The organism is Pseudomonas sp. EA_5y_Pfl2_R50 (assembly GCF_963970475.1).
GTDB lineage: Bacteria > Pseudomonadota > Gammaproteobacteria > Pseudomonadales > Pseudomonadaceae > Aquipseudomonas.
The window spans coordinates 371,441-394,014 of the sequence record NZ_CAXAPT010000005.1; the positions used below are offsets into that span (position 1 = coordinate 371,441).

34 protein-coding genes are annotated in these 22,574 nt (G+C 58.2%); 26 read left to right on the forward strand and 8 right to left on the reverse strand.

Annotation, left to right across the window (positions count from 1 at the left end):
• Nucleotides 1-66: 66 nt before the first annotated feature.
• Entirely contained in the window at nucleotides 67-486 is a 420-nt protein-coding gene (locus tag AACY19_RS11550; protein WP_339450354.1) for a superinfection immunity protein, read from the reverse strand.
• A gap of 136 nt (nucleotides 487-622) precedes the next feature.
• Here AACY19_RS11550 and AACY19_RS11555 point away from each other — a divergent pair, with 136 nt between their 5' ends.
• The gene (locus AACY19_RS11555; RefSeq protein ID WP_339450355.1) at nucleotides 623-844 is read left to right on the forward strand and encodes a hypothetical protein; all 222 of its coding nucleotides are present in this window, start codon (nucleotides 623-625) and stop codon (nucleotides 842-844) included.
• A gap of 65 nt (nucleotides 845-909) precedes the next feature.
• On the opposite strand, the gene AACY19_RS11560 is transcribed toward AACY19_RS11555, so the two are convergent.
• From AACY19_RS11560 to AACY19_RS11575, 4 genes are all read right to left on the reverse strand, one after another.
• Complete coding sequence (locus AACY19_RS11560) at nucleotides 910-1,386, reverse strand: hemerythrin domain-containing protein (RefSeq protein WP_339450356.1); 477 nt, start codon at nucleotides 1,384-1,386, stop codon at nucleotides 910-912.
• A 490-nt stretch (nucleotides 1,387-1,876) separates the two neighbouring features.
• A complete protein-coding gene (locus AACY19_RS11565) occupies nucleotides 1,877-2,392 on the reverse strand; it encodes a DUF4411 family protein (protein ID WP_339450357.1) in 516 nt (171 codons plus the stop codon).
• Nucleotides 2,392-3,567: an ImmA/IrrE family metallo-endopeptidase gene (locus tag AACY19_RS11570; protein ID WP_339450358.1), complete on the reverse strand. Its 1,176-nt coding sequence runs from the start codon at nucleotides 3,565-3,567 to the stop codon at nucleotides 2,392-2,394. The genes AACY19_RS11565 and AACY19_RS11570 overlap by 1 nt, the downstream gene beginning before the upstream one ends.
• Before the next feature lie 323 nt (nucleotides 3,568-3,890).
• The gene (locus AACY19_RS11575; RefSeq protein WP_339450359.1) at nucleotides 3,891-4,622 is read right to left on the reverse strand and encodes an XRE family transcriptional regulator; all 732 of its coding nucleotides are present in this window, start codon (nucleotides 4,620-4,622) and stop codon (nucleotides 3,891-3,893) included.
• Between the two features lie 87 nt (nucleotides 4,623-4,709).
• Here AACY19_RS11575 and AACY19_RS11580 point away from each other — a divergent pair, with 87 nt between their 5' ends.
• From AACY19_RS11580 to AACY19_RS11620, 9 genes are all read left to right on the forward strand, one after another.
• Nucleotides 4,710-4,925 (forward strand): YdaS family helix-turn-helix protein, encoded by a 216-nt coding sequence (locus AACY19_RS11580; protein ID WP_339450360.1) that lies wholly within the window; start codon nucleotides 4,710-4,712, stop codon nucleotides 4,923-4,925.
• Between the two features lie 54 nt (nucleotides 4,926-4,979).
• Complete coding sequence (locus tag AACY19_RS11585; protein ID WP_339450361.1) at nucleotides 4,980-5,597, forward strand: hypothetical protein; 618 nt, start codon at nucleotides 4,980-4,982, stop codon at nucleotides 5,595-5,597.
• 283 nt (nucleotides 5,598-5,880) lie between these two features.
• Entirely contained in the window at nucleotides 5,881-6,657 is a 777-nt protein-coding gene (locus tag AACY19_RS11590; RefSeq protein ID WP_339450394.1) for a helix-turn-helix domain-containing protein, read from the forward strand.
• Nucleotides 6,658-6,683: 26 nt separating this feature from the next.
• On the forward strand, nucleotides 6,684-7,319 hold the full coding sequence (locus AACY19_RS11595; protein WP_445262305.1) for a replication protein P: 636 nt from the start codon (nucleotides 6,684-6,686) through the stop codon (nucleotides 7,317-7,319).
• On the forward strand, nucleotides 7,312-7,521 hold the full coding sequence (locus tag AACY19_RS11600) for a hypothetical protein (protein WP_339450363.1): 210 nt from the start codon (nucleotides 7,312-7,314) through the stop codon (nucleotides 7,519-7,521). The genes AACY19_RS11595 and AACY19_RS11600 overlap by 8 nt, the downstream gene beginning before the upstream one ends.
• Nucleotides 7,512-7,814 (forward strand): nuclease domain-containing protein, encoded by a 303-nt coding sequence (locus AACY19_RS11605; protein WP_339450364.1) that lies wholly within the window; start codon nucleotides 7,512-7,514, stop codon nucleotides 7,812-7,814. Before AACY19_RS11600 ends, AACY19_RS11605 begins: the two co-directional genes overlap by 10 nt.
• Nucleotides 7,811-9,091, forward strand: a complete 1,281-nt coding sequence (locus AACY19_RS11610) for a tyrosine-type recombinase/integrase (RefSeq protein WP_339450365.1) — start codon at nucleotides 7,811-7,813, stop codon at nucleotides 9,089-9,091. Before AACY19_RS11605 ends, AACY19_RS11610 begins: the two co-directional genes overlap by 4 nt.
• A 2-nt stretch (nucleotides 9,092-9,093) precedes the next feature.
• The gene (locus tag AACY19_RS11615; RefSeq protein ID WP_339450366.1) at nucleotides 9,094-9,408 is read left to right on the forward strand and encodes a hypothetical protein; all 315 of its coding nucleotides are present in this window, start codon (nucleotides 9,094-9,096) and stop codon (nucleotides 9,406-9,408) included.
• A gap of 3 nt (nucleotides 9,409-9,411) precedes the next feature.
• A complete protein-coding gene (locus AACY19_RS11620) occupies nucleotides 9,412-9,975 on the forward strand; it encodes a hypothetical protein (protein ID WP_339450367.1) in 564 nt (187 codons plus the stop codon).
• Here the strand turns inward: AACY19_RS11620 and AACY19_RS11625 are convergent.
• The 3 genes from AACY19_RS11625 to AACY19_RS11635 all read right to left on the reverse strand — a co-directional run bounded on the left by AACY19_RS11625 (nucleotide 9,937) and on the right by AACY19_RS11635 (nucleotide 11,049).
• Nucleotides 9,937-10,476, reverse strand: a complete 540-nt coding sequence (locus tag AACY19_RS11625) for a hypothetical protein (RefSeq protein ID WP_339450368.1) — start codon at nucleotides 10,474-10,476, stop codon at nucleotides 9,937-9,939. The genes AACY19_RS11620 and AACY19_RS11625 overlap by 39 nt on opposite strands.
• A gap of 80 nt (nucleotides 10,477-10,556) precedes the next feature.
• The gene (locus AACY19_RS11630) at nucleotides 10,557-10,796 is read right to left on the reverse strand and encodes a hypothetical protein (RefSeq protein ID WP_339450369.1); all 240 of its coding nucleotides are present in this window, start codon (nucleotides 10,794-10,796) and stop codon (nucleotides 10,557-10,559) included.
• Nucleotides 10,797-10,800: 4 nt separating this feature from the next.
• The gene (locus AACY19_RS11635; protein WP_339450370.1) at nucleotides 10,801-11,049 is read right to left on the reverse strand and encodes a DUF6555 family protein; all 249 of its coding nucleotides are present in this window, start codon (nucleotides 11,047-11,049) and stop codon (nucleotides 10,801-10,803) included.
• 238 nt (nucleotides 11,050-11,287) lie between these two features.
• Here AACY19_RS11635 and AACY19_RS11640 point away from each other — a divergent pair, with 238 nt between their 5' ends.
• The 16 genes from AACY19_RS11640 to AACY19_RS11715 all read left to right on the forward strand — a co-directional run.
• Complete coding sequence (locus tag AACY19_RS11640; RefSeq protein ID WP_339450371.1) at nucleotides 11,288-11,632, forward strand: phage holin family protein; 345 nt, start codon at nucleotides 11,288-11,290, stop codon at nucleotides 11,630-11,632.
• A gap of 308 nt (nucleotides 11,633-11,940) precedes the next feature.
• On the forward strand, nucleotides 11,941-12,510 hold the full coding sequence (locus tag AACY19_RS11645; protein WP_339450372.1) for a terminase small subunit: 570 nt from the start codon (nucleotides 11,941-11,943) through the stop codon (nucleotides 12,508-12,510).
• 4 nt (nucleotides 12,511-12,514) lie between these two features.
• Entirely contained in the window at nucleotides 12,515-14,509 is a 1,995-nt protein-coding gene (locus AACY19_RS11650) for a phage terminase large subunit family protein (protein WP_339450373.1), read from the forward strand.
• Between the two features lies 1 nt (nucleotide 14,510).
• Nucleotides 14,511-14,717, forward strand: a complete 207-nt coding sequence (locus AACY19_RS11655) for a phage head-tail joining protein (protein ID WP_339450374.1) — start codon at nucleotides 14,511-14,513, stop codon at nucleotides 14,715-14,717.
• Nucleotides 14,717-16,198 carry a phage portal protein gene (locus tag AACY19_RS11660; protein WP_339450375.1) on the forward strand — a complete coding sequence of 494 codons (1,482 nt, stop codon included), beginning with the start codon at nucleotides 14,717-14,719 and terminating at the stop codon, nucleotides 16,196-16,198. The genes AACY19_RS11655 and AACY19_RS11660 overlap by 1 nt, the downstream gene beginning before the upstream one ends.
• Complete coding sequence (locus tag AACY19_RS11665; RefSeq protein ID WP_339450376.1) at nucleotides 16,195-17,343, forward strand: head maturation protease, ClpP-related; 1,149 nt, start codon at nucleotides 16,195-16,197, stop codon at nucleotides 17,341-17,343. The genes AACY19_RS11660 and AACY19_RS11665 overlap by 4 nt, the downstream gene beginning before the upstream one ends.
• Nucleotides 17,344-17,345: 2 nt before the next feature.
• The gene (locus AACY19_RS11670; protein ID WP_339450377.1) at nucleotides 17,346-17,690 is read left to right on the forward strand and encodes a head decoration protein; all 345 of its coding nucleotides are present in this window, start codon (nucleotides 17,346-17,348) and stop codon (nucleotides 17,688-17,690) included.
• A 63-nt stretch (nucleotides 17,691-17,753) separates the two neighbouring features.
• Nucleotides 17,754-18,749, forward strand: coding sequence for a major capsid protein (locus tag AACY19_RS11675; protein ID WP_339450378.1), 996 nt, complete (start codon nucleotides 17,754-17,756; stop codon nucleotides 18,747-18,749).
• Nucleotides 18,750-18,751: 2 nt separating this feature from the next.
• Nucleotides 18,752-19,072 carry a head-tail joining protein gene (locus AACY19_RS11680; RefSeq protein ID WP_186622938.1) on the forward strand — a complete coding sequence of 107 codons (321 nt, stop codon included), beginning with the start codon at nucleotides 18,752-18,754 and terminating at the stop codon, nucleotides 19,070-19,072.
• Nucleotides 19,069-19,734, forward strand: coding sequence for a hypothetical protein (locus AACY19_RS11685; protein ID WP_141128056.1), 666 nt, complete (start codon nucleotides 19,069-19,071; stop codon nucleotides 19,732-19,734). Before AACY19_RS11680 ends, AACY19_RS11685 begins: the two co-directional genes overlap by 4 nt.
• Entirely contained in the window at nucleotides 19,727-20,239 is a 513-nt protein-coding gene (locus AACY19_RS11690; protein WP_273898289.1) for a hypothetical protein, read from the forward strand. Before AACY19_RS11685 ends, AACY19_RS11690 begins: the two co-directional genes overlap by 8 nt.
• Entirely contained in the window at nucleotides 20,236-20,820 is a 585-nt protein-coding gene (locus AACY19_RS11695; RefSeq protein ID WP_339450379.1) for a phage baseplate assembly protein V, read from the forward strand. The genes AACY19_RS11690 and AACY19_RS11695 overlap by 4 nt, the downstream gene beginning before the upstream one ends.
• 55 nt (nucleotides 20,821-20,875) lie before the next feature.
• A complete protein-coding gene (locus AACY19_RS11700) occupies nucleotides 20,876-21,124 on the forward strand; it encodes a hypothetical protein (RefSeq protein ID WP_339450380.1) in 249 nt (82 codons plus the stop codon).
• Nucleotides 21,125-21,129: 5 nt separating this feature from the next.
• Complete coding sequence (locus AACY19_RS11705) at nucleotides 21,130-21,456, forward strand: GPW/gp25 family protein (RefSeq protein WP_339450381.1); 327 nt, start codon at nucleotides 21,130-21,132, stop codon at nucleotides 21,454-21,456.
• Nucleotides 21,453-22,334: a baseplate assembly protein gene (locus AACY19_RS11710; RefSeq protein ID WP_339450382.1), complete on the forward strand. Its 882-nt coding sequence runs from the start codon at nucleotides 21,453-21,455 to the stop codon at nucleotides 22,332-22,334. The genes AACY19_RS11705 and AACY19_RS11710 overlap by 4 nt, the downstream gene beginning before the upstream one ends.
• 1 nt (nucleotide 22,335) lies before the next feature.
• The coding region (locus AACY19_RS11715; protein ID WP_339450383.1) for a phage tail protein I at nucleotides 22,336-22,574 on the forward strand (239 nt) is incomplete at its 3' end.

Consider the following 22,574-nt stretch of genomic DNA (forward strand, 5'->3'; position numbering starts at 1 on the left):
GGATCTCCAGTATTTCTGCCGCAAAAAAGCCCGCGCTTGGCGGGCTTCAGATGAAGCTCGTGCGATCTATACCGTCTGCTGTTCCAAGTCGGAACCGCAGTATCGGCACTTCTTGGCGGCGGCCTTGATGGTTTCAGCACAGAAAGGGCAGTCTTTCATTTCGAGCTTGCGTTCTGGTTCGCGGTGCGTCGATTGAGGAAAACCACTTTCCCTTGCGAATTCGATTGGTGCGGGCCTGCTGAGAGCCCATATGAACGCGACTAGCCAGCCAATAAACGTCCATCCGGCCAAAAGGTTCAGTGCGAAGATGGGGGTAGCCTTTGGATGTTCGCCAAGCGCACAGATCGCCGGGTAGAAGTACAGAGCTACGGCGCTCGGGATGAGCACAATTCGTGCGCGGACTGCAAAATCGCCGTAGCCACGACCAAATAATAAGCTGACTAGGCAAACAATTAACCAAATGGCTAACCCCAGAATTTTCATCATCGACCTCCCTGGAATTGTGGGAGAACTCTAGCACTCGTGGCCGAGCGCCACCATCTGTTACGCCGTCAGTCGCCGACATCGAACCGACATGTAACGTGCGGCCTCTACCGACTCACATTCCATTAGGTGAATCGCCATGAGAGTCGAAGAGAAACAAAGAGCACTGTGTGCTTGGCGCAAGCTGCTGGAGGAGCCCGAGCTTAGGATGGATGCAGAAGAGCAGTACGATGAACTGCTCAAAATGGCAGATGCCATGGAGCAGGAAGGATTGATTACTGCCGGCGAGTGGCGTCAGCTGGTGAGAGAGGCGGGTACGAGGTTCGCTCAGGCAACTGAAGGGCTTGGAGGCGGGACGTAAGAGGGGAGTTGCAGGAAGCCCGGCACTGGGCCGGGCTCCACGGTTAGCGTTTGATAGAGATCGCCTTAAGCCGCCATGTCGCCTTTAGCTAGGTTTTTTTTCAGCGAACTTTTCATCACTTCCATTTGCTCACCCAGTTCATCGAGCTTTGCCTTGCCCAGCAGCTTCTTGGCCTTCGGAAACATTTCGGTTTCCTCTTCCTCGATGTGATGTTCGAGCAACTCTTTCACCACCTTTACCCGGCCGGCGAACTCGGGTGTTGAAGGGTCAGTGCCTTTCAGATCGGGCAGCACCAGGGAGTCCACGGTGCGGTGCTCTTCCTTCGCCTCGTAGTACATCTCGTCCTGCTCTTTGCCACCGGCTTCTTTGAAAGCGGGGTAAAGAATTTGCTCCTCGAGCTGAGTGTGAATGGTGATCTCCATCTCCAGCTTATCGAGCAAGTCCACGCGCTTTTTCAACGCGCGATCAGTGGACTCGCTTAGTTGGCTCAAGATGCCTTTTACTTTTTCGTGGTCGGCTTTGAGAAGGTCAATAGCGTTCATTTATGTATGCCTCAACTATCACAGGTTAGCGTCAGCAGCTCTCCGGCTGCGGTTCACGTTCTCCCAGTATTAAGGGCATCTTCTGTGCCAAGTGCTCGATAGGAAAAAGGTCAGCGATTTCAGGCATTTCGAAGAGCTGATGGCGAGGTGAGGGCATGCACTCTGCACGGATGCCGCGCTTGCCACATTGCAGAAGGCAGTTATCACAAGCAAAAAAAAGCCCGCCAAGGGGGAGGCGGGCTGTTAAGTCATGAGGAGCTATGAGCATAGTCGATGTGAAGTTTTTTGCATGCCGTTCATGGGCTGCTAAGCGATCCTTACGTCTCCAGTAGTCGGGCATTGACGGTGATGATGGGCGCGACTTGACGGAGGAAGCGACAGACTTCTACGCGCACTCGGTCGAAGGTCTGGAAGGCGGTACTTAGGAGGGAAGGGCGGACATGAAAAAGCCCGGCGCTGGGCCGGGCCATATAAGCTGCAAAGCTCGTTCTTATTTGTTCCAGCCCGTTTTGAAGTCTAGTGCCCGCATCATACTGAAGACATCGCAGCATTGAGCGCCTAGTGCCCTGCAGACATCGGGCACCTTCCTATTTTGTCGCTGCGCTGAAGGTTTGGATGTCTCGAGGGAGACTACGCATCGTTCTACAGGGTTTAATAGTGCATACGAAATTAAAAATGGATCTCGCCCAATATAGGCAAGTTCGTTCTCATTCAGATCAACGGCATAACCGTTAAAGGTAACGTGAGCAACGGCTGCGGGATCTGCATCCTCTTGAAGCACAAGACTGTCTTTAACTTCTGGTTTTTTTAGCCATCCAGTCAAAATGTCCTCTTTGCCAGCCAAAATCTCTTCATAGATTTCAATTGGCATTTTTATGCGACCATTTTGGCTCTGGTGAAGAAGCCAAGACCACAGTTCTGGCACCATTGTTTGGGGGTAATAAACGCCATTAGAAGTAATCAGCGTGTTTGCATCCAGCAGGTAAAGCTTCCTATCAAGCGCCATTATAATGTGCCAACCAAGTTATAGACATTGGCGGGCTTTACGCCCAATACTCTTCCGGCCTTCGTGGCCGTTAATGCACCTTCGCGCATGGTTCTTTGAACCAAGTTTACGATGGCTCCACCTAATTTGTGCCTTTTAACCACGTAATAGCTGGGCCCGCTCGAGCTATCTCGCCCTTCTTTTGCTGCTGCTTTCTGTGCGGCCCACAATTCTCTGAATTTTTGAGAGAGAGTGTTCCAGGTGTCCTGTTCAATCACTCCCGATGCGAAGAGTCGATAAGCGACCAAAGAACTGCTCACATTGATGCTTCTCGCAAAGCCAGAAATTTTTTGTGTTAGCACATCAATATTTTCAGCGTGCCAATTCTGTTTGATTAAGTCATTGGCTGGAAGAAGGAGTAGGCTAGATATATCGTTACAATACCGTTCAATTTTCTGTTCCGCTCGACTGCCGCTCAAGCCAGTGACGCCGATCAAAATGTGCGCAAATTCGTGAAGAAGCGTAAATGACCTGGCTGGCGGCGCATCCTGATCATTAATAACGATGAATGGAGCTATCTTGTCAGATAGCGCAAATCCCCTGAAAGCTTCAACAGGTATGTTTGTATGATGACTGCCAAGGTTTCCAATTAGCAGAACAAATGTCCCCATCTCTTCAATTAGTTTTCGGAGATAAGAAAAAGCTTCTTCGGACTTCCCATAGCGTCGGAACTCATTAATGTCGAATCCGATCAGCTTACCTAGATAATCAGAAACGGAAGCGGGTTCTAAATCTACTCTGACGCTGCCAACGTAGTCGCGTGGGAAGGCCTCTTCAACGTCCTGTAAGACATTTTTCACGAGGTCTTGCCGCACGTAAATGTCACGCACTAGGGCGTCAAGCGGCCCCTTGCTTTCGATTCGTAGCTCTTCGGGCAGCGTGCGGAAATCCTCGCCCCTTTCCGCGCGGGCTGGAGGGAACGGGAGATAAAAAACAAGAAGCGGACGTCGATACACTGCTGCCATTTTGACAATAAGTGTTCTGGAAGCCTCTTTTTCCCCGGCTTCATAGCGCCGAAGCATCTCAGGGCCAGATACCTTGCTGCCGCCAATAGCTAGTGCCTTGGCAGCCTTTTCTCTGCTCAGTCCGGCAGTTTCTCTTGCCCATATGAGCACTTCTGGGTTAATTCCCGGCATACATCACCGCTTCAGCTCCGTCTTCATTTGCGCATCATCCATTATCACAGTAGCGGGTTTTTCAGGATACTGAGCTTCTCTACCGTCCATCGCAAGTGCCGTGTGCAGGCTAATGCAATGAAGCCCTCCACACGATCTTTCCAGCATTGATCTTTCGGATACGCCGTCAGCTAGGACTCAGGATTCTTCAAGCCCTGCTTCGATCTTCACCAACCCGCTGCACCGTCTTCAACCTATGCTTTGGACAGCTTCACTGTTGTCTGCTTTAGGTCGCCGTGGGGTTCGTGCATGAGTTTGGCAAGAGCATTGCAAAATTGCTCGCGTTAGCGTGAGTACATCGCCCACCAGAACACATGCCCGAGAATCGAGATCTGCTGTTCCTGAATTTGCTGGAACGTGTAGTCCTCGTCAGGATGCTCGTCACGGTTGAAGCTGCGCAGACGAAGGCCGGTTGGGATGCGATAAACCTGCTTCACACGAAGCTGCCCATTATGGTTGATGGCGTACATCTCGCCGTCGACGATATCGCTCAGTGAGTTTTTCCCCACATTCACGCCGACCGTGGCGCCGTCGCGCAGCACGGGCATCATGCTGTTGCCGCCTACCTTTACGCACTTCGCGTTGCTGAACTGGACGCCATTGTGGCGCAGATCTTTCTTGTTGAAGCGTAGGCGTGAGTTAGCGCTTTCTTCAATCGCAAACCTGCCTGATCCGGCCGCCAACTCGACTTCATGAAGGAAGGGGACGTAGACCTCGTCGTCATCAAGTGGGGTTTCGTCATCCCAGGTTTCGATGGTGCCAAGTTTCACGCTGGGCTGGATGCGTTCAGCCTGATGGTCAGGTACACCCTTGAGCATGTCGCCGACACCTTCAGCCAGCCACATAGGGGACACGCCACATACAGAGGCGATCTGAGCTGCGAAGGCTGTAGCCTTCGATTTTCCCCTCTCCAAATCGGAGATCGAGGTCTGCGTGAGTCCGGCACGCTCAGCTAGCTCAGTCTGATTGAGTTTTGCGTGGCGGCGGGCGGTTTTGAGTCGGTCTTTGAATTCCATCTGTGGAGTATTACGGGCGCTCCCATACCCTTGCAAATCGGTATTCCCATAACCTACTATATGGGTATTCCCGTATGGAGGGGCATCATGAACGCAATTTACAAGGGCCTCGTTGACTACTTCGGCACCCAGGAGGCCACCGCCGAAAGGCTCAAGGTTGATCAAAGCACCGTTTCCGGCTGGGTTCGGGGGAAGCACGGCATGTCTCCGGTTATTGCCAAGCGAGCGGAGGCGCTGACCAAAGGTGCTTTCAAAAAAGAAAACCTGTGCCCGTCGTTTCCTTGGGCCGAGATGGCCGCCTAAGTGACATCCCTGTCCGCCAATCCGTTGAAGCCAGATTAGAAGAGAGCAGTCCCCATGGAAACGTCCAGTCCAAGACACACCGCACAAACCCGTGATCAGGTTCTGATCGCGCACGCTCAAAACCAGATCGCACGCACCGCCCTGAGCCAAGACGATTTCGCCCAAGCGTTGAGTCGGGAGATCTGCCTGCGAGTTCCAGCAGCGAAAGTCGTCCAGACAAAGGTCCCAAACTTTGATGAGTTGGCGCGCCTGAACGACGTTGGCGAATTCGTGAAGGCTACAGGCCGCTGGCTGAAGCGTGTGCAGCGCTGGCTGTCGGGTGATCAGGAAATGCCGTCGTGGCTGGAAGAGTCCTGGGTGAATGCCCTGGAGCCCGAGTATCGCGACCACTGTATCAACGAACTGGCCGGTCGCCACGGCCTGACCGGTGCCCGCCAGATGCAGAGCGATCAGTGCGCCAACAAAAGCTTCGGTGCGCTGATCCGCGCCCTAGGCGATGTGATCGATACCGGTAGCGAAGTCTTTGACGACCAGGTGATGTGCGAAGAGGACCTGCCGCACCTGCCGGCGTTCGCCGAGCAATGCCGTCAGGTTGAAGCGCGGGCAGGGGAGCTTGGCCGGAAGGCTGAAGCACTGATCGCAAAACACCGACCGAATTTGAAGATCGCCTGATTTTCCGCGCATGCGCGGAAATCCTGAGTTCACCACCAAAAAAGGGGTCTTTGGGTTCGCACTCTCAAGTAGCAGCCCCAGAAAGCCCAGGCACAAAAAAGCCGACGGTCGAGGTCGGCTGATTCGTAAACTAGAGACGCCCGATTATGCAGAGCCAGCCAAATTCTAGCAATACCCAGAACAATGTCGCGACACGTTTTCAGAGTTCGCAAAGCGTGTCGCAACACACGTCATCTCGTTTTGCCGAATTGAATATCGGAGCCTCGCTGTGAGCGTTCAAGCAATGTCATGGGCGTTGTCTTTGCCCACGCAAGTTCTCAAGGACGCCAGCGCCCGCCACGTTCTCCTGTGCCTGGCCAACTATGCCGGATCGAATGGCGCGGGCGCTTTCCCGTCGGCGACGACTCTGGCCCAGGACACCGGCCTGTCCGAGCGTACCGTCCGCTACAAGCTTGATGATCTGGAGAAGTCCGGTCTGATCAAGCAGGGCAATCAAGCGATTGCCGCTGTTCACATTGAGCGCCACGACCGCCGCCCAGTCGTTTACGACCTTCAACTATTACGGGGTGCAAATGCTGCACCTCGCACAGATCGGGGTGCAGATGACGGCACGGGGTGCAATCCACAACAGAACGGGGTGCAACCTACAACAGAACGGGGTGCAGCGGCTGCACCCAATCCGTCACTTAACCATCAATTAACCGAAGAGCAGCTGCAGCAGCGCGAGATTGATGCCGCTCTTGCCGAACAGAACCGTGCTGCCGTCGAACCGCAGGATGATCGCCAACGCTTCGCCATGTTCTCCACCTGGGTTCCCAACGAGAAAGCGTTGTCGGATCAGATCGCTATCGCGGGGCTTCCGGCTGACTGCGTCCCTGACGAAGCGGTTCGCAAATTCAAGGGCTTTCACTGCGCCAAGCCAAACACTCTCGATTCCGGCTCCGGCTGGTGCTACCGCCTGGTCCAGTGGGTGAAGCGTGAGCGAGTGCAGGCAGCAGGCCGTGGTCAAGAGCCTGATTTCAACGACACCAGCTGGGGCGATGACCTGGGAGGTCTGTGATGAAGTCCGCTGCGAATGTGCTGCAAATGTTGCCCAACGTAGCGTCGGCCGAGGTGACGCCAGTGAAGGCTGACCCGGGGACTGTCCAAGTCATCAACGCCTTGTTTCGCGAGCTGATGGCGATTTTCCCGGCGTGGAAGCAGGCGTGGCCTGACAAAGATGCCACCAACGCCGCTAAAGCTACGTGGACCAAGGCCTTCATGGCCGAGAAGATCACGACGATCGAGCAGATTCGCTTCGGCATCGAACGGTGCCGGAAGCTTGGTTCTGACTTCGCGCCGAGCGTCGGCAAGTTCATCAATCTGTGCCAGCCCACCCCGCAAATGCTCGGTCTTCCGCCGCTCGAAACGGCGTTTCGCGAAGCGTGCCGAAATGTTCATCCGTCGATGGCCGGCGAGGCGAACTGGTCGCACGACGCGATTTGGCACGCGGCCAAGGAGTCTGGCTTCGAAAGCCTGAACCGTTTGGAAACCTCGCTGGCGCGCAAGCTGTTCGAGCGCAACTACGTGATCACTGTTCGCCGCTTGATCGATGGCCTGCCGCTGCAAAAGATGCCACTGGCATTGCCTGCCCGTGTTGATGGTCGGCGGACGCCTGAGGTCGGAAACAAGGCGTTGGCAGAGCTGCGCGCCATGCGTTCGAGTGGGGTTCGTCATGCCTGATCGCCGCCTCGCTGTCCCTGAGATCGAAACCTACCGTTGGGCCGTGTTCTGCTGCTCGTTCAAGGTCGACTTGAGCTCGCCGCCTGATCACGCACTGGCGCTGTTCGCCGACCAGGCCATGGCCAAACGCTACGGATCGTGGATGTGGCCGGGCACCTTTGAGGTGGTCGACGTCGTTACGGGGAAGCCGTCATGCGAGTGAGCTCGAAGAAGCTGCGCAACTCGGCGCAAGGTCAGGACTGCACAGTCTGTATGCCGGGCACCTGTAATCACAATCCGGAAACCACCGTTCTCGCGCACCTGCCATGCGGACAGAAGGGCATGGGCATGAAGGGCTTCGACACCGTCGCGGTGTACGCCTGCAGCGCCTGCCACGACGTGATCGATGGTCGCGCCGCTGGCGAGGTCGATTGGTCCGATATGCCGCGCGCCATCGCGGAAACCCACGAAAGTCTGATCCTGTCCGGAATTCTAACTGTAAAGGGGGCTGCATGAGCACAGCGGCGGTGAAGATCACCGAAGCGGAGATCAAGCGCCAAGTGGCCGGCACAGTGCAGGACGTGCGAGATCTCGAAAACAAAGGCCTGTACTTGCGCTTCAACAAGGCCCGCACCGGTGGCTCGTGGTTCCTGGTGCTGAAAGGCGCGTGGAACCAGATCGGCACCTTCCCCGAGCTGAGCCACAAGCAGGTCGTCGCGGCCTTGCCGTCGATTCGACTGCGTCTGGCCGCTGGCCAAGGCGCGAGCCTTTCGAAGTGGGATACGGTCGGCGAGCTGCTGGACTGGTTCGCCGATCGCATGTCGCGTGACCGCAATCTGTCGACCAAACGCAAGAACACCGGCGCCTCGATCATCAAGTGCCACCTGAAACCGCGACTCGGTGTACTGCCGCTGATCAGCATCGACAAAGCTGCACTCGATACGTTGCTGATGTGGCCGCTGCAGGAGATGGTTTCCATCGACTACGTGCGTTCTACATTCCAGTTGCTGGCCCTGGCATTCCGGCAGGCTGCCAAGCTGGGGATGATCACGTCCGACCCGATGGCGACGATCCGGTTCAACGACTTCTCCAAAGCGAAGGTCGGCATCAAGCCGTCTCGTCTGCGCGGCGTTCAGCTGGAAGGCCTACTCGCGCAGCTCGCCGATGTGATGGCCAAGGCGCCAATGGATTCGATGCTCGCACTGATGATGCTCTGCCATGGCACGCGGATCGGTGAAACCCGGATGGCGCGCTGGTCGCATATCAGCCTTGCCGAGCGCGAATGGTTCATCCCGGCCGAGAACACGAAAACCGGTGTCGAGCATCACCTGCCTCTGACCGAGCAAGTATGCACGCTGCTGACCCGGTATCGAGAAGGCCAATACGCTCGAGGCTATGAGGGCCAGTGCCTGTTCCCAGCACGTAATGGCAGGGCGCTAGGCGAGGCTCAGGGCTGCGCAGTGTTTCGTCGACTGGGGCAGGGCGATTGGACCAGCCACGACCTGCGCAAGGTGGCGCGCACCGGCTGGGCAGACCTTGGCATCGATCACCTGATTGGTGAGCTGCTGATCAACCACGCGATGGGCCACAACGTGAAGGTGTACATCCAGTCGGACGTGATGAGCCGCAAGCGTGATGCCCTCGAACAGTGGCACGCGCATCTAGATCAGAAAGGCTTTGCAGCGATTCATGGATTGACCGGCTTTAGATTTGAAGATTCCGGTAATTCGCTGCAAGCCACAGACCATAAGGCCTGCAAGGCCATTGAAGAAACAACCATAGGCGAGGTTTAAAGATGGATAAAAAGCAGCATGGCCCCGCCTTTGTGCGCCGCCAGATCCCGCTCACTGATTGCCCGTCCTGTGCAGGGAAGGGATTGATTAAGGGGGTGTTTCATCAGTTGGAGTGCATCGGTTGCCACGCCTCTGGCCTGGTACACGCCGAGACGCTCGAACCGCTTCCGGTGGAGGACCTGGTGGTTCAGCTTGGCATGTTGATCCGCCGTGAGCGTCACCTGGCGACTTTGCCGCAACAACCACCGACCATGGCTGATCTGTACCAGCAAACCAATACTCGCGGGCCGGGCGGCTCAGCCATGAAAGGAGACTGAAACGTGGGCATTTATAAGGACGTGATGAGCACGTTGGTGCGGGTGCTGGCTGCCGACAACATCGACAACAGCACAAAGCAGTCTTGGCAGAAGCTGATCGATGCTGAGCTTCGGCAGGGCGGCGCCGGCAGTTCGTTGTCGGTGCGAGACAAGTTCGACTATGACTGCTGCCTCTACGCGCTGCTGCATCGTCAGCTTGAACCGGCTCAGTGGGATGTACTGGTCGCCAAATACTCGACGCACAAGGCCAACAAGGTCGCGGCTATCGGCCGCTTGGTTGCCCGCATGGTTTCACCGGCACCGCAATTGTTCATCTACAAAGCCCTAACCGCGTGGGCCATCCCGAGGCTGAAGGGTATCCAGACTGGCAAGCGATCTACCGACATGATTGTGCTGCCTGCTGAGTTCTACGACATGAATACTTGGGACGTGGAGGGTAAGCCTGAGTCAACACGCCGGCGTTGGAAGACTGGTATTGCAAAGCGTCTTGAGTGTCTGGAGGAAGCGGCGGTCATCCATGCGACTGAGTTATTCGACAAAGAGGAAATCTTTATTGATGCCGCTTGACGCAATGGCGGAATGATCGTAATTTAAGCCCATCATGTCGATCTTGCGCGTTATGGATTGAAACCGGGAAGCCTTGTCTTTGAACGGGGCCTTTTTATGCCCGCTCGTCGAGCTGATCGCACTCCCTGGTTCAGCAGCTCCTCTCAGTTGTATGCGCAGACCATGCGCCACTGACGGGAGAGAGTGATGATTGACGACAACAACGGCCCTGAAGCGCCATACCCCGGGCCAGACGAGAAAGCACCAGAATCTGGCAAAGGTCATGATTCCGGTGTTGAGCAGGCTGAGTCTGAGCCAAAGCAGGGCGCTGACGAGAGACCAGAAGATTGGAATCCACCACCTGGAAACCCCGGATCTGACCAGGATGCCCACACGGGCCGCGGTAACGGCGGTGCGGCTGGTAGTGCTGATCAGCAAATGAATGACCAGCGCGACGAAGATAAAGAGCCTCGCGGCGTACCTGCGAGCGATCCTGAATCCGGCGCTTGAAAAACGAAACATCCCTTAGCCCGCCAAGTGCGGGCTTTTTTACGCCTCAGATTCACCTGTAGCCAGGACAGCCCGCCGAATGGCGAGCGTAGCTATTTTTTCATCGCCCGCTTGATGCGCATCCAGTCGCGGTAAGCGTCTGTTCGTCGGCGATCAGCTTGAGCCTTAGCCTCCGTAAACCGCACCCACGCGTCAGGACTCCCGTTATCTGCTTCGATGATTTTGTAGGCAGCTTCATCTAGCAGATCCGCCTGGCGAAACATTTCGGTATTTGCAGCGATTTGTTCATCCCAAAAGTGTCTATCTGATGACCCTAAGATGAGTTCTAACATCTGCTCAGACCTCCTCCCACGTAACGGGTACGGATTCACGCCATCTCACGTCGGTGATCCCGAAACGTTCCGCCATGGGTTTTGAAAACCGTCTCAGTGGAGGCCGTCCCGGCTTTGGTATTGGAGCAATGCCCGCGTCACAGCTCGCCCATTGCCAAGCCTCCGCGTTGTTCATCATCTTCGAGCGGATGACGAAAGACTTCGGCTCTCCGTAAAGTTTGTACTCAATCACGAAAATAGCAACGTTGCTCACGAGTCATGCTCCTTCTCGGCTCATGAAGTAAGTGATGTTTCGCACTGAGAAAGATTCCAAAAATTGTCTGACAATTCTTGATCGACTGATTTAAATCAATTACTTGTTCGATTCGCGCCTATTCAGGGCCTCCGCATTCGCTGAGGCGTTTTCGTTTTCGGCTCCCCGCACCCATTGCCCCGAGCTGGGAGTGCAGCTGGGGCCGAACCTATCAATGACTCCACCAAGGCTTTGAGCAATGACAAACGAACAGCAAGCGCTGGCAGAGATGCCGATTTGGTTAGTGATCATCTTGGCCTTGGTCGGTGGCGTGTCGGGAGAGATGTGGCGCGCCGACAAGGACGGGGCGCGAGGCTGGGCTTTGATGCGCCGGCTTGCACTTCGATCCGGTGCCTGCATTGTCTGTGGGGTCTCGGCGATGATGCTGATGATCGCGGCGGGCATGTCGATCTGGACGGCGGGCGCCTTGGGGTGCCTCACCGCGATGGCCGGTGCGGATGTTGCCATCGGGTTGTACGAACGCTGGGCTGCCAAGCGGCTTGGCGTGTGCGATGTCCCGCCGAATGGCGGCGGACCAGCCTGAAACCGCCGGGGACCCTAGGGATATCCGAGGGGTACGGGGTCGGAAACCCGCGGGAAAGCGTTAGCCACAGGGCTGGAAAGTTAGTTGACAGTGGTTGACAGGTTGACAAGGAATGCCGGGTTTTCAGCGACAGAATTTGCGTGATCCAAACAAAGGTTTTTAGTGAAGTCCCCCCCGTTCTATTGGGCTGCAGGCCTTTTCATGCCTGTTCATTTTCTTAAACAGCAGCCCCGGCGCAATGGTCAGAAGGCTTGTCAACTAAGCCGGGTTAGTTGACAGGCTTAACAAGCCACGACGATGGAGGCCGCATGGCTTTTGTAACTCGCAAGGAGTACTGCGAGCTGAAGGGGTGGTCTCGGCAGTACGTTGGCAAGCTGGTCAAGAATGAACGACTGGTTCTGAATGCTGCCGGGCAGATTGACGTGGAGGCCAGCGAGCAGCTTCTGGCCATGACGAGCGACCCGAGCAAGGCAGCCGTCGCCGCTCGACATGAGCGCAATCGCCCGAAGCGGAGTGATCAGCCACCTCTGGAAATAGTCATCGCAGACTTTGTAGATGACCCCTCTGGTCAGGTACCCGACTTTCAAAAGTCACGCGCTCTTCGTGAGCACTACCTATCGCTTCAGGAAAAAGACAACTTCCTTAAAGCCCGAGGCACCTTGGTAGAGCGCAAGGCGGTCGAAGATGCGGCCTATAACGCCGGTCGCTTACTGCGTGATCTTTTGCTTGGAATGGCGCCACAGCTCTCGCCGGAACTGGCCTCGCTGTCTGATCCATGGCAAATCGAAAAGCGTCTGACGTCGGCTTTGCGACAAACACTGGAAGATGCTGAGCGGCTGTCAGCAGCAGATCTACAACAAGCCATTACCCCGAGCTAACCCTATGTCCTTAGAAATGTCGAACGGTGCGACGGTGTACCGCGAAGCGTATTTCCGTGGGCAGCGACCAGAGCCGGATGTCTGGATTGATCAGTGGGCCGACGAGTACATGCGCATCCCGCGCGACACGGGTGCGGCCGAGCCTGGTCAATACCACACTTCGCGTACCCCTTATGCGCGTGAGCCGATGCGCTGTCTGTCACCAGCCCACCCGTGCAAGCGGGTGGTGACCATGGTGGCTTCGCAGTTGATGAAAACGCAGATTGCCTTGAACTGGATCGGCGGCCTGATCCATATGGCCCCGTCCAACATCCTCACGTTGTTGCCCAGTCTGGGGTTGGCCAAGCGGGTATCGTCGCGGATTAGTAAAACCATCAAAGCCACGCCGGTTCTGCGTGAGCGCGTGGCGTCTAACCGCTCGCGAGATGCGCGCAACACCATGGACACAAAGGAGTTCGAGGGTGGTTCGCTGTACATCACCACGGCCGGTTCTGCGGCCAACCTGGCGGAGCTTTCCGCGCGCTACATTTATGGCGACGAGGTTGATCGCTGGAGTGTGGACGTGGGCGAAGAGGGCGACCCGGTCGAACTGGCCGAGACTCGCGGCAGTACTTTCGGCCGTAACGCCAAATTTTATTTTTCTAGTTCGCCGACGGTCAGGGGGGCGTCACGGATCGCTGATCTGTTTGAGGTCAGCGATCAGCGTTACTACTACGTGCCGTGCCCAACCTGCGAACACATGCAGGTTCTGGAGTGGGAGCGTTTGCATTACTCGGCGGATTTTCAGGTTGTGCATTACCAGTGCGCCGGCCCCGACTGCGACGTACTGATCGAGGAGCGCTATAAGGGCGAGATGCTGGCGAAAGGGGAGTGGCGAGCACACACCCAAGGCGATGGCGAAACCATTGGTTTCAACTTGAATGCGCTGTACTCGCCGCCCGGCTGGACCGGTTGGGCCTCGTTGGCCAAGCAATTCGAGAAAGCTAAAAAGGCTCAGGCCAAAGGCGATCTGGAGCCGATGCAGGTGTTTTATAACACTCGTCTGGCCAAGGTCTGGGATAGCGCTCAGGAGCAAACCTCGGCCGATGTGCTGAGGGATCGAGCGCGGCTGGAAAACTACGGGCTTGGCTCAATGCCCGACGGCGTGTTGATGCTGACCGCTTCTGTTGACACCCAAGCCAACCGCCTGGAACTGATGGTGATGGGTTGGGGCGCTGGCATGGAGCGCTGGGTGGTCGACTTTCAAGTGATCTCCGGCGACCCCGCCGATGAGCGCACCTGGGCGGCGCTGGACGGGTTACTCAAGGCCCGTTACCGACACCCTTGTGGTGCTGAGCTGATGATCATGGCTACTGCGGTCGACTCCGGTGGTAACCATACGGATGAGGTCTATCAGTTCTGTCGTATGCGCCGCTGGCGCAGCGTGTTCGCCATCAAGGGGGCGAGCAAGCGGGGCCGGCCGGTGATCGCGCAGCGACCTTCGATGGTCGACGTGACATGGAAGGGCCTGACTGAACGGCATGGCGCCGAGCTTTGGATTGTCGGTACCGACACGGCGAAGGACTGGATCTACAACCGCTATGCATTCGACACCGGCCCGGGAGCGCTGCACTTTGCCAACGACCTGCCGGATGACTTTTTCGCCCAGTGTGTGGCTGAGCGCAAAGTCACCCGTTACGTCAGGGGGCATAAACGCATCGAATGGACCAAGGGCAAGGCCGAGCGCAACGAAGCGCTCGACCTGTTGGTTTACAACCTGGCCATGGCCCATTACCTCGGCATCAATCGCTACCAAGAGCACGATTGGGCACGGATTCGGCAGGCGATCTACCAGTCGGTTTCGGGCGATAACAGCCAGCCCGTTCAGAGCGAACGGCTCAGCCGGCCAGTCGTAACACCGGCCGCACCACAGGCGCCGCAACCAGCCGTGAAATCACGTCCGGCAGCCGCTCCCCCACAACGCCGCAGTTCCACCAGTGGCTACCTGAAGAGACGCTGATATGTCATTTACGAAAAAGCACCTCGACGCGGTTGAGGCGGCCATTGCTCGCGGTGAAAAAATTGTGCGCTACACCGACCGTACCGTGGAATACCGCACGGTCGATGAACTGCTGAAGGCGCGCGAAGAAATACGCTCGTCGCTGGCCAGCGCCGCCGGGCCACGTTCGCGCGTGGTTCGCCTTTATCACGGGGGCAGGGGACTTTAATGGCCCGACATTTTCCGACGTTGACCCGTAACGGCTTTGTGCTGCCGTCCAACATCAAAGCCAGTTACGAAGGCGCTGGTGAGGGCCGCCGATCCACTGGCTGGGACGCTCCCGACAACGGGATCAACAGCATCAACACCCCGGCACTGCGCAATTTGCGGTCGCGCTCCCGGGCGGCGGTTCGCAATGACCCGTATGCCTTCAACGTCATCGACAAGCGCGTCAGCAACCTGATCGGCACCGGCATCACCCCTCGGCCCGCGACCGATGATGATGCCCTGCGCAAGCTGCTGCAGGAACTGTGGAGCGATTGGGTCGATGAGTCTGATGCGGATGACCACACCGACTTTTACGGCCAGCAGGCGCTAGTGGCGCGCACGGTGGAAACATCGGGCGAATGCTTCGTTCGGTTGCGTCCTCGCAGTCGGGACGAAGGTTTGGCGGTTCCGCTGCAGTTGCAGATCCTGGCGCCGGAGTTCGTGCCGCACGACAAATTCGAGAGCACCAAGAACGGCAACATCATCCGAGCCGGCATCGAGTTCACGCCCGGCGGCAAGCGGGTAGCGTATTGGATGTACCTGTCGCACCCGCGTGATGCGGCCTCGTTGAACGCCGGCTACAACCAGCTAGTGCGCGTCCCGGCCACGCAGGTGCTGCACATCTTCGAACCGGTCGAACCTGGCCAGTTGCGCGGTGTGCCGCGCTTGTCGCCGGTTCTGAAACGGCTACGCAGTTTGGACAACTACGACGACGCGGTGCTGTTCCGTCAGGAGGTGGCCAACCTGTTTGCCGGCTTCATCACTCGCCCCCCGCCGGAATCGGGACCCATGCCGCGCGACCCGGTTACCGGTGCGCCGCTGGTTACGGATCGCGATGGTTTTACGCCGATGGTCGCGCTCGAACCCGGCACCATGCAGGAACTCGGTCCGGGCGAAGAGGTGGAATTTTCCAAGCCGCCGGACGCGGGCAACAACTACCCGGACTTCATGCGTCAGCAGTTGATGGCTGCAGCGGCGGGTAGCGGTACGCCTTACGAGATCCTTACCGGCGACATGCGCGGAATAAACGACCGAGCATTACGGGTGGTGCTCAACGAGTTTCGGCGCCGCCTGGAACAACTGCAATTCAGCGTGTACGTCCATCAACTTTGCCGCCCGGTGCGGGCCGCGTGGATGGATATGGCGGTGCTGTCGGGTGTTCTGGTGCTGGACGATTACGCACAGAAGCGCCGCCAATACCTGCGCACTCGCTGGGTACCGCAAGGCTGGGCCTATATCCAGCCGGTTCAAGATGTACAGGCAAGAGCGATGGAGGTGAGAGCCGGTTTTTCGTCGCGCAGCGAGATGGTCTTGCGTACCGGCTACGACGCCGAAACGGTCGATCTGGAAAACGCCGCCGATCTGAAGCGGGCCGCATTGCTTGGCCTCAACTACAACACCCTTGATGCCGTCGAAGACACCGACGACAAGGAGCAACCATGAGCAAGAGCGCGAAACCGCGTATTTACAACCGCGCCGGCAAACGCGTCGAGGTCAAGGACAAGACCTGGTACGCCGTTCATGCCAGCGGCGAGGCCACCGAGCGAGTGATCGAGGTCTTCGTCTATGGCGAGATCGGCGCGTGGGGTATCACTGCTAATCAGTTCGTGCAGGATCTGCGCGCCATGGATGATGGTGTGTCACCGGTGGTCGCCGCGTTCAACAGTATCGGCGGTGACCTGTTCGACGGTCTGGCCATGCACAACGCGCTGTCGCGGCTTGGCGAGCGCTGCACCGGCCGGATCGATGCACTGGCAGCGAGCGCCGCCAGTGTGGCTGTGTGCGGTGCCCACCGTGTGGTCATCGCTTCCAACGCGATGTTGATGATCCATAACCCATGGACTTACGCCTCCGGTGATGCGGAGGACTTCCGCAAGGTGGCCGACGTTCTCGACCAGACCATGGAAGCGATCATTGCGGCGTACAAGGCCAAAGCGCCCGACATTGATGAGGTGGAACTGCGGCGTTTGGTGGCGGCTGAAACCTGGCTGACCGCCAACGAAGCGGTGGCATTGGGACTGGCCGATGAGGTGGGCGACGGCGTCAAGGTCAAAGCCTGTCTCGGTCAAGGCGCGGTGCTGCAACGATTCCAGAACGCACCGGCTGATTTGCTGGCCCAGCTCGACGAGGCTCCCGAGCCGGATCCGGATCTTGATCCTGTCGATCCTCCGCTGGTGCCGCCCGTCGTAGACTCGGCCAAGTTGGCATTGATGGTCACTCAGCGCTGCACGGCGGCGGGTATCAGCAACCTGATCGAGCCGCTGCTCAAGTCCACCCAGCTTGAAAGTGAAGAGATCGTTTTGGCGGGTCTGGCACGCGCCAAGGCGATTAACGACCTCTGCGTGGCCGCGCGGCTGCCTGAATTCAGCGCCGAGTATGTCGCGGCAGGTCTGGATGCGCCGGCGGTGCGGGCGCGTCTGTTCGACAAGATTGTCACCAGCGGTAAGGGCTTTGAAATCGACAACAGTCTGCCGCTGGCGGACGATCCGGCACCCAAGGTGCTGGCCAAACAACCTGACCCCAACTCGATTTGGGCTGCCCGCCAAGCGGCTCAAACTGGAACCGCGCGCGGCGCGAAAGGAGCATGAGCATGACCATCAAACAGGAACCGATGCACGCAGGTGAATTTCTGCTGTCTGAAGGCGCCGGCACTATTTCGCGTGAAGCGATCAACGTCGCCGCCGGTCCAGCGTTGTGGCCGGGACAAATCCTCGGGCTGGTGACCGCCTCCGGTGAATTCGCCCCCTACGAACCGACGGCTGAGGACGGCACCGAAAACGCCGTCGCCATTCTCTACGGCCCGCTTGGCGAATCCGATGTGGTGCGTCGCGGCCGCGCCGTGGTGCGGTTGGCCGAGGTCAGCGAAGCGCATTTGACCGGCCTCGATCTGGCTGCCGAGAAAGCCCTGGCCGCACATTCGGTGATCGTCCGCTAAGACGCTTCCTTCTTTCATATGCATCCCGCCGCGTGCGGGATTTTTCGTTTCTGGAGAGTACCCATGGCCGATATCGCCATTTTTGAAGACGACGCGTTTACCGTTACCTCGCTGACCGCTGCACTCAATGATCAACCCTACCTGCCGGGGCGTATCAGCGCCTTGGGCCTGTTCCGCGAGGAAGGCATTACAACCCTGACCGTGCAGATTGAAAAGGACGGTGACACTCTGGCACTGGTGCCGGCCGGTGAGCGCGGTGGTTCCGGTCTGGTGGTTGCTGCCAGCAAGCGCACTTTAATCCCGTTCAACACTGTGCATCTGCCGGAGCGCTTCACCATCAAGGCGGATGAGATTCAGGGCATTCGTGCCTTCGGCACTCGTACCGAACTGCAGGCGGTGCAGGATGTGGTCAATACTCGCCTAGCCAAGGCGCGTCGCCAGTTGGACGCCACGCATGAGTTCCAGCGAATGGGCGCTCTCAACGGCCTGATCCTTGATGCCGATGGCCAAACCCCGCTGTTGGACATCTATGCGTCCTTCGGTGTGCAGCGTCAGAAGATGTCCATGGGGCTGGCTGATGCCGGTACCGAGCTGCGGGTCAAGTGCGGCGAAGCGCTGGACATGCAGGAGGATGCGCTGGGCAGCGTGACCAGTACCAGTTCGCGCGCTTTCTGCGGCAAGAACTTCTGGAACAAGCTGATTGTTCACAAGTCGGTCAAAGAGACCTACCTCAACAGTCAGCAAGCGGCAGCGCTGCGTGGTGACGCCCGGGAAAGTTTCGAATTCGGCGGCATCATCTGGGAGCGTTACCGTGGCAAGGTCGCCGGCGTTTCCTTCGTCCATGACGATAAGGCGTTGCTGGTGCCGGAAGGCGTGCCCGATTTGTACATCTCGGCGTTTGCGCCGGCCGACTACATGGAAACGGTCAACACGCAGGGCATTCCCTACTACAGCAAAATCGAGCCGATGCAGTTCGGCAAGGGCATGGCCGGTGAGGCGCAGTCCAACCCGCTGCACCTATGCACTCGACCGCGAGCCCAGATCACGCTGGAACTCTGACCATGGGCTTTCGCGATCTGATCGCCGAGGTCGATGCGGTGGTGTTCGAAACCTTGGGCGATACCGCACGGATCGAGGGTCGCGAAGAACCAGTGTTCGGCATGTTTGCCGCGCCGTGGCTGCAACCCAAGTTCGGCAAGCTCAATACCGGATTGCGCGAGCCGCGCTTCGAGATCCGCGTCAGCGATTCGCAAGGTCTGGAGCAGGGCATGCTGGTCAGCGTTGACTTACCTGCCTTGGACGGTGGCGGTGACTACGATCTGATCCAGCTCGAGCCGAGCGGTGACGGTCTGGTCGCGCTGATTCTGAGGTTGCGGCCATGAGCGTCGGCAGCTATTTCAAACCCTCGGCCGGGGGCGGGATGATCTCTATCCAGTCCTCGGCCGCAGATTTTCAGGCGTTCCAAGACTTTGCCAAGGTGGTGCCGAAAGCGGCTGCTGCGGCGCATCGGCGCGCGATCAACAAGACGTTGGGCTGGTTGCGCACGCACATTGCCCGAGCCGTCAGTCGGTCAGAGCGCATTGCTGTTGCAGCGGTGCGTCAGCGGTTGCGCAGCTATCCGGTTTCCGGCGGTGCCGCGAGCGGCAAACTGTGGTTCGGTTTGAACTCCATCGAATCCAGCCGGATCGGCCGGGCGCGGCAGACCGGGAGCGGTGTGTCGGTGGCGGGGCGGCGTTATGAAGGTGCCTTTCTCAAGAAGGTCTACGGCAACAAACCCGACATCTGGATCCGCACAGCCTCCAAGCATTTCAACGGGGACGACTACCCGGACAGCACGGTGTCCCCCGGTCGCGGGCCGAGTTCGGGTTGGGTCGCCGAAAACGGTAGTCGTTTCCCGCTGGCCAAAGCCAAGGTGTCGCTGGAGCAAGCCCGGCCGCATTTCGACAGCTGGGTCAAAAAGGCAGATGAGCGTCTGCTGGAGATTCTCAAACAAGAACTCAACTTTGAGCTGCAGAAATACCTTAAGAGGATCGGCAATGTCTGAAGAACCGTTCAGCCTGGACCAGTTTTATCGGGCGGTAGAACAGCATCTGCGTACCCACTTGCCTGGCGTGCAAACCGTCACAGCCTGGCCAGACATTAAGGATCGCGTGTTGCTGCCAGCGGTGTTTCTGGAGGTGGCCGAGATAGAGCCGGGTAAAGATATCGGCACCGGTGAAACCTCGCTGGTGTGCAAGTTCGAGGCTCGGATCATTGTTGACCCGATCAAGGCGCACCATCATCAACAGGCCGTGCAATTGGCGACGCAGTTGGCGGTGCTGCTGCGTTCGCAGACGTGGGGGTTGGCAGTTGAACCCGCCGAGTTTGTGCAATCGCTGCAGGACTGGACCCAGCCGCACCTGGATGGATACACGGTGTGGCTGGTGGAGTGGACTCAGCAGGTTTATCTCGGCCTTGAGGAATGGCCGTGGCCGGACGAGCCGCCGGGGTCGTTGGTGTTGGAAGTCGATCCGGGTGACGGGCAATTCAGGCCGGAGGATCTCCCGTGAGTTACGCGAGCGCCCAGCATGACCGCATGATCGCGGGTGCGGTAAAGGCTTGCTACGTGGTCGCGGTGGATCTGTCCGCTTCGCCGCCGGTATGTCGCGTGTCGGATGGCAGTGAATGGGTCAGCGCCTGGGTGCGGTGGCACAGCATCGCCGCCGGCAAGGCCAGGCACTGGCGGGCGCCGTCTTTGGGCGAGCAGGGCAGTTTGATCAGTCCCAGCGGTGACGTGTCACAAGGCACGTTTGTCCCGGGCCTGTATGGGAATGCCGGACCGCCGCCGGACAACCGCGACCACGTCGAGGTCTGGCGTTTCGATGATGGCGGCTCGCTGATCTACGACTGGCAGGCGAAGTCTTACACCATCACCCTGCCGAGTGGCACGGTGGCGATCAAGGTCGGCGGCACGGACGTCGTCGTTACGGATAACGCGGTAACGGTGAAGTCGGGAATGATCGATCTTGAAGCGACCGTGAATATCAAAGGGCCTGTCAATATCGACGGCCCGTTATCCGTAACGGGCAACATTGACGGCGCTGGCAACATCATGGCCGCCGGCAACAGCGACAACCACCACAAGCATTAACCCAAACATTTATCCAGCCCGCCCAGTGCGGGCTTTTTCATGCCTGGAGAAACACATGGCCAAGATCGATACGAACGTCACTGAGGTGCAAGCGTCCTCTGAGCCAGTAATTGCATCCTCAATGTTCTCATCGCCGGAGTTCTTGAAATTCCGCGACAAGCTCTACACGTCGCGACTGGTGATCGTGCCCGGTACTGACCGTTCCTATCCTGTCGAGAAGGCGACGGTCGAGGTGCCGGCCTCCGACATCGAAGCGGTCAAGTTCCTGAAAGCCAGCGAAGAATACGAGCCGTTAAAGGAGTGACATCGATGATCGGAATGGATCGCCACACCGGCCAGCCCATTTCCGGCATCGAGCACTTGCGCCAATCCATCGCAGACATCTTGGGCACGCCGCTGGGCAGTCGCCGGCACCGTATGGAGTACGGCAGCAAGCTGCGCCGGTTTGTCGATTTGCCCGTTAACGAGGGCTGGAAAAGCGCCGTACAGGCTGAAGTCGCCCGCGCTCTAGGGCGCTGGGAGCCGCGTTTGAAGCTGGATCAGGTGCGCGTTATTTCCGTCATTGGCGGGCAAATCAATCTGCAAATAGTCGGGAAGTACCTGGGCGACAGCGTCACGTTGGAGGTGGCCGCATGAGTACCGTTGATCTGTCGTCGTTGCCGGCACCTACCGTGTTGGAGCCTCTGGACTTCGAAGAGGTTTATCAGAACGGGTTAGGCGTGTTTCGCGGGTACATGGGTGGCAACTGGACGGCCGCGCTGGAAAGCGATCCAGTGGTCAAGACGCTTGAGGTCGGGGCTTATATCAAGGTCGGCAACCGCGCCCGGGTCAATGACGCCGGCAAGGCGCTACTGCTCGCGCACGCCATTCGCGGTGACCTCGATCAGTTGGGGGCTAACGTCAATCTGAAGCGCCTGGTTATCCAGGCCGAGGATCTGCTGGCGGTGCCGCCGGTGCCCAAGGTCATGGAAGAAGACGACCCGTTTCGCGAACGCATCCAGTTGGCCTATGAGGGCTTGACCACGGCCGGCCCGCGTAACAGCTACATCCTGCACGCGCGTAACGCCTCGGGGCTGGTGGCGGATGCCACGGCTGAAAGCCCGGAGCCTTGTTACGTTACGGTAACGGTGCTGGGGCTGGACGGGGAAGGCGAAGCGTCGCCGGATCTGCTGGCGACGGTGGCCGCTGCGTTGAATGACGATGACGTGCGCCCGGTCGGTGATCGGGTGACCGTGCAGAGTGCGCAGGTGATCCGCTACGAGATTGACGCCATCTTGCATATGACCGGCGCCGGCCCGGAAGTGGACGCCAGTTTGGCCGAAGCGAAAAGGCGATTGGCCGGCTGGATCAATCCACGCAAGCGGCTGGGCGTCGAGGTCGCACGCTCCGCTGTTGACGCTCAGTTGCACGTTGCCGGCGTTGCCCGGGTTGAGTTGGTTGGGTGGCAGGATTTGGCCCCGACCAAGGCTCAGGCGGCGTTCTGCACGCGCTACAACGTGAGGCTGGCGGGCTGATATGAAAAGTCTACTGCCGCTCAACAGCACGCAACTGGAACGGGCCATGGAGGCCGCGTTTTTCGAAAAGACGATTGTCCCGCTGCGCGACCTCTACAACCCCGACACCTGTCCGGTGCATCTGCTGCCGCATCTGGCGTGGGCGTGGTCAGTGGATCGCTGGGATTACCGGTGGACCGAGGCCACCAAGCGCGCGGCAATCAAGGCGTCGTTTTACATCCACAAGCACAAGGGCACCAT

Excerpts from the sequence above, each read along its gene's own strand:
- AACY19_RS11670 (WP_339450377.1), top strand. The coding sequence starts at position 17,346 with ATGACCATCAAACAGGAACCGATGCACGCAGGTGAATTTCTGCTGTCT.
- AACY19_RS11570 (WP_339450358.1), bottom strand. The coding sequence starts at position 3,567 with ATGCCGGGAATTAACCCAGAAGTGCTCATATGGGCAAGAGAAACTGCC.
- AACY19_RS11555 (WP_339450355.1), top strand. The coding sequence starts at position 623 with ATGAGAGTCGAAGAGAAACAAAGAGCACTGTGTGCTTGGCGCAAGCTG.
- AACY19_RS11595 (WP_445262305.1), top strand. The coding sequence starts at position 6,684 with ATGTTGCCCAACGTAGCGTCGGCCGAGGTGACGCCAGTGAAGGCTGAC.
- AACY19_RS11630 (WP_339450369.1), bottom strand. The coding sequence starts at position 10,796 with ATGTTAGAACTCATCTTAGGGTCATCAGATAGACACTTTTGGGATGAA.
- AACY19_RS11700 (WP_339450380.1), top strand. The coding sequence starts at position 20,876 with ATGGCCAAGATCGATACGAACGTCACTGAGGTGCAAGCGTCCTCTGAG.
- AACY19_RS11625 (WP_339450368.1), bottom strand. The coding sequence starts at position 10,476 with ATGTTTCGTTTTTCAAGCGCCGGATTCAGGATCGCTCGCAGGTACGCC.
- AACY19_RS11705 (WP_339450381.1), top strand. The coding sequence starts at position 21,130 with ATGATCGGAATGGATCGCCACACCGGCCAGCCCATTTCCGGCATCGAG.
- AACY19_RS11565 (WP_339450357.1), bottom strand. The coding sequence starts at position 2,392 with ATGGCGCTTGATAGGAAGCTTTACCTGCTGGATGCAAACACGCTGATT.
- AACY19_RS11550 (WP_339450354.1), bottom strand. The coding sequence starts at position 486 with ATGATGAAAATTCTGGGGTTAGCCATTTGGTTAATTGTTTGCCTAGTC.
- AACY19_RS11615 (WP_339450366.1), top strand. The coding sequence starts at position 9,094 with ATGGATAAAAAGCAGCATGGCCCCGCCTTTGTGCGCCGCCAGATCCCG.
- AACY19_RS11675 (WP_339450378.1), top strand. The coding sequence starts at position 17,754 with ATGGCCGATATCGCCATTTTTGAAGACGACGCGTTTACCGTTACCTCG.
- AACY19_RS11590 (WP_339450394.1), top strand. The coding sequence starts at position 5,881 with ATGTCATGGGCGTTGTCTTTGCCCACGCAAGTTCTCAAGGACGCCAGC.
- AACY19_RS11685 (WP_141128056.1), top strand. The coding sequence starts at position 19,069 with ATGAGCGTCGGCAGCTATTTCAAACCCTCGGCCGGGGGCGGGATGATC.
- AACY19_RS11660 (WP_339450375.1), top strand. The coding sequence starts at position 14,717 with ATGGCCCGACATTTTCCGACGTTGACCCGTAACGGCTTTGTGCTGCCG.
- AACY19_RS11690 (WP_273898289.1), top strand. The coding sequence starts at position 19,727 with ATGTCTGAAGAACCGTTCAGCCTGGACCAGTTTTATCGGGCGGTAGAA.
- AACY19_RS11650 (WP_339450373.1), top strand. The coding sequence starts at position 12,515 with ATGTCCTTAGAAATGTCGAACGGTGCGACGGTGTACCGCGAAGCGTAT.
- AACY19_RS11600 (WP_339450363.1), top strand. The coding sequence starts at position 7,312 with ATGCCTGATCGCCGCCTCGCTGTCCCTGAGATCGAAACCTACCGTTGG.
- AACY19_RS11575 (WP_339450359.1), bottom strand. The coding sequence starts at position 4,622 with ATGGAATTCAAAGACCGACTCAAAACCGCCCGCCGCCACGCAAAACTC.
- AACY19_RS11710 (WP_339450382.1), top strand. The coding sequence starts at position 21,453 with ATGAGTACCGTTGATCTGTCGTCGTTGCCGGCACCTACCGTGTTGGAG.
- AACY19_RS11665 (WP_339450376.1), top strand. The coding sequence starts at position 16,195 with ATGAGCAAGAGCGCGAAACCGCGTATTTACAACCGCGCCGGCAAACGC.
- AACY19_RS11605 (WP_339450364.1), top strand. The coding sequence starts at position 7,512 with ATGCGAGTGAGCTCGAAGAAGCTGCGCAACTCGGCGCAAGGTCAGGAC.
- AACY19_RS11640 (WP_339450371.1), top strand. The coding sequence starts at position 11,288 with ATGACAAACGAACAGCAAGCGCTGGCAGAGATGCCGATTTGGTTAGTG.
- AACY19_RS11580 (WP_339450360.1), top strand. The coding sequence starts at position 4,710 with ATGAACGCAATTTACAAGGGCCTCGTTGACTACTTCGGCACCCAGGAG.
- AACY19_RS11585 (WP_339450361.1), top strand. The coding sequence starts at position 4,980 with ATGGAAACGTCCAGTCCAAGACACACCGCACAAACCCGTGATCAGGTT.
- AACY19_RS11645 (WP_339450372.1), top strand. The coding sequence starts at position 11,941 with ATGGCTTTTGTAACTCGCAAGGAGTACTGCGAGCTGAAGGGGTGGTCT.
- AACY19_RS11655 (WP_339450374.1), top strand. The coding sequence starts at position 14,511 with ATGTCATTTACGAAAAAGCACCTCGACGCGGTTGAGGCGGCCATTGCT.
- AACY19_RS11560 (WP_339450356.1), bottom strand. The coding sequence starts at position 1,386 with ATGAACGCTATTGACCTTCTCAAAGCCGACCACGAAAAAGTAAAAGGC.
- AACY19_RS11610 (WP_339450365.1), top strand. The coding sequence starts at position 7,811 with ATGAGCACAGCGGCGGTGAAGATCACCGAAGCGGAGATCAAGCGCCAA.
- AACY19_RS11680 (WP_186622938.1), top strand. The coding sequence starts at position 18,752 with ATGGGCTTTCGCGATCTGATCGCCGAGGTCGATGCGGTGGTGTTCGAA.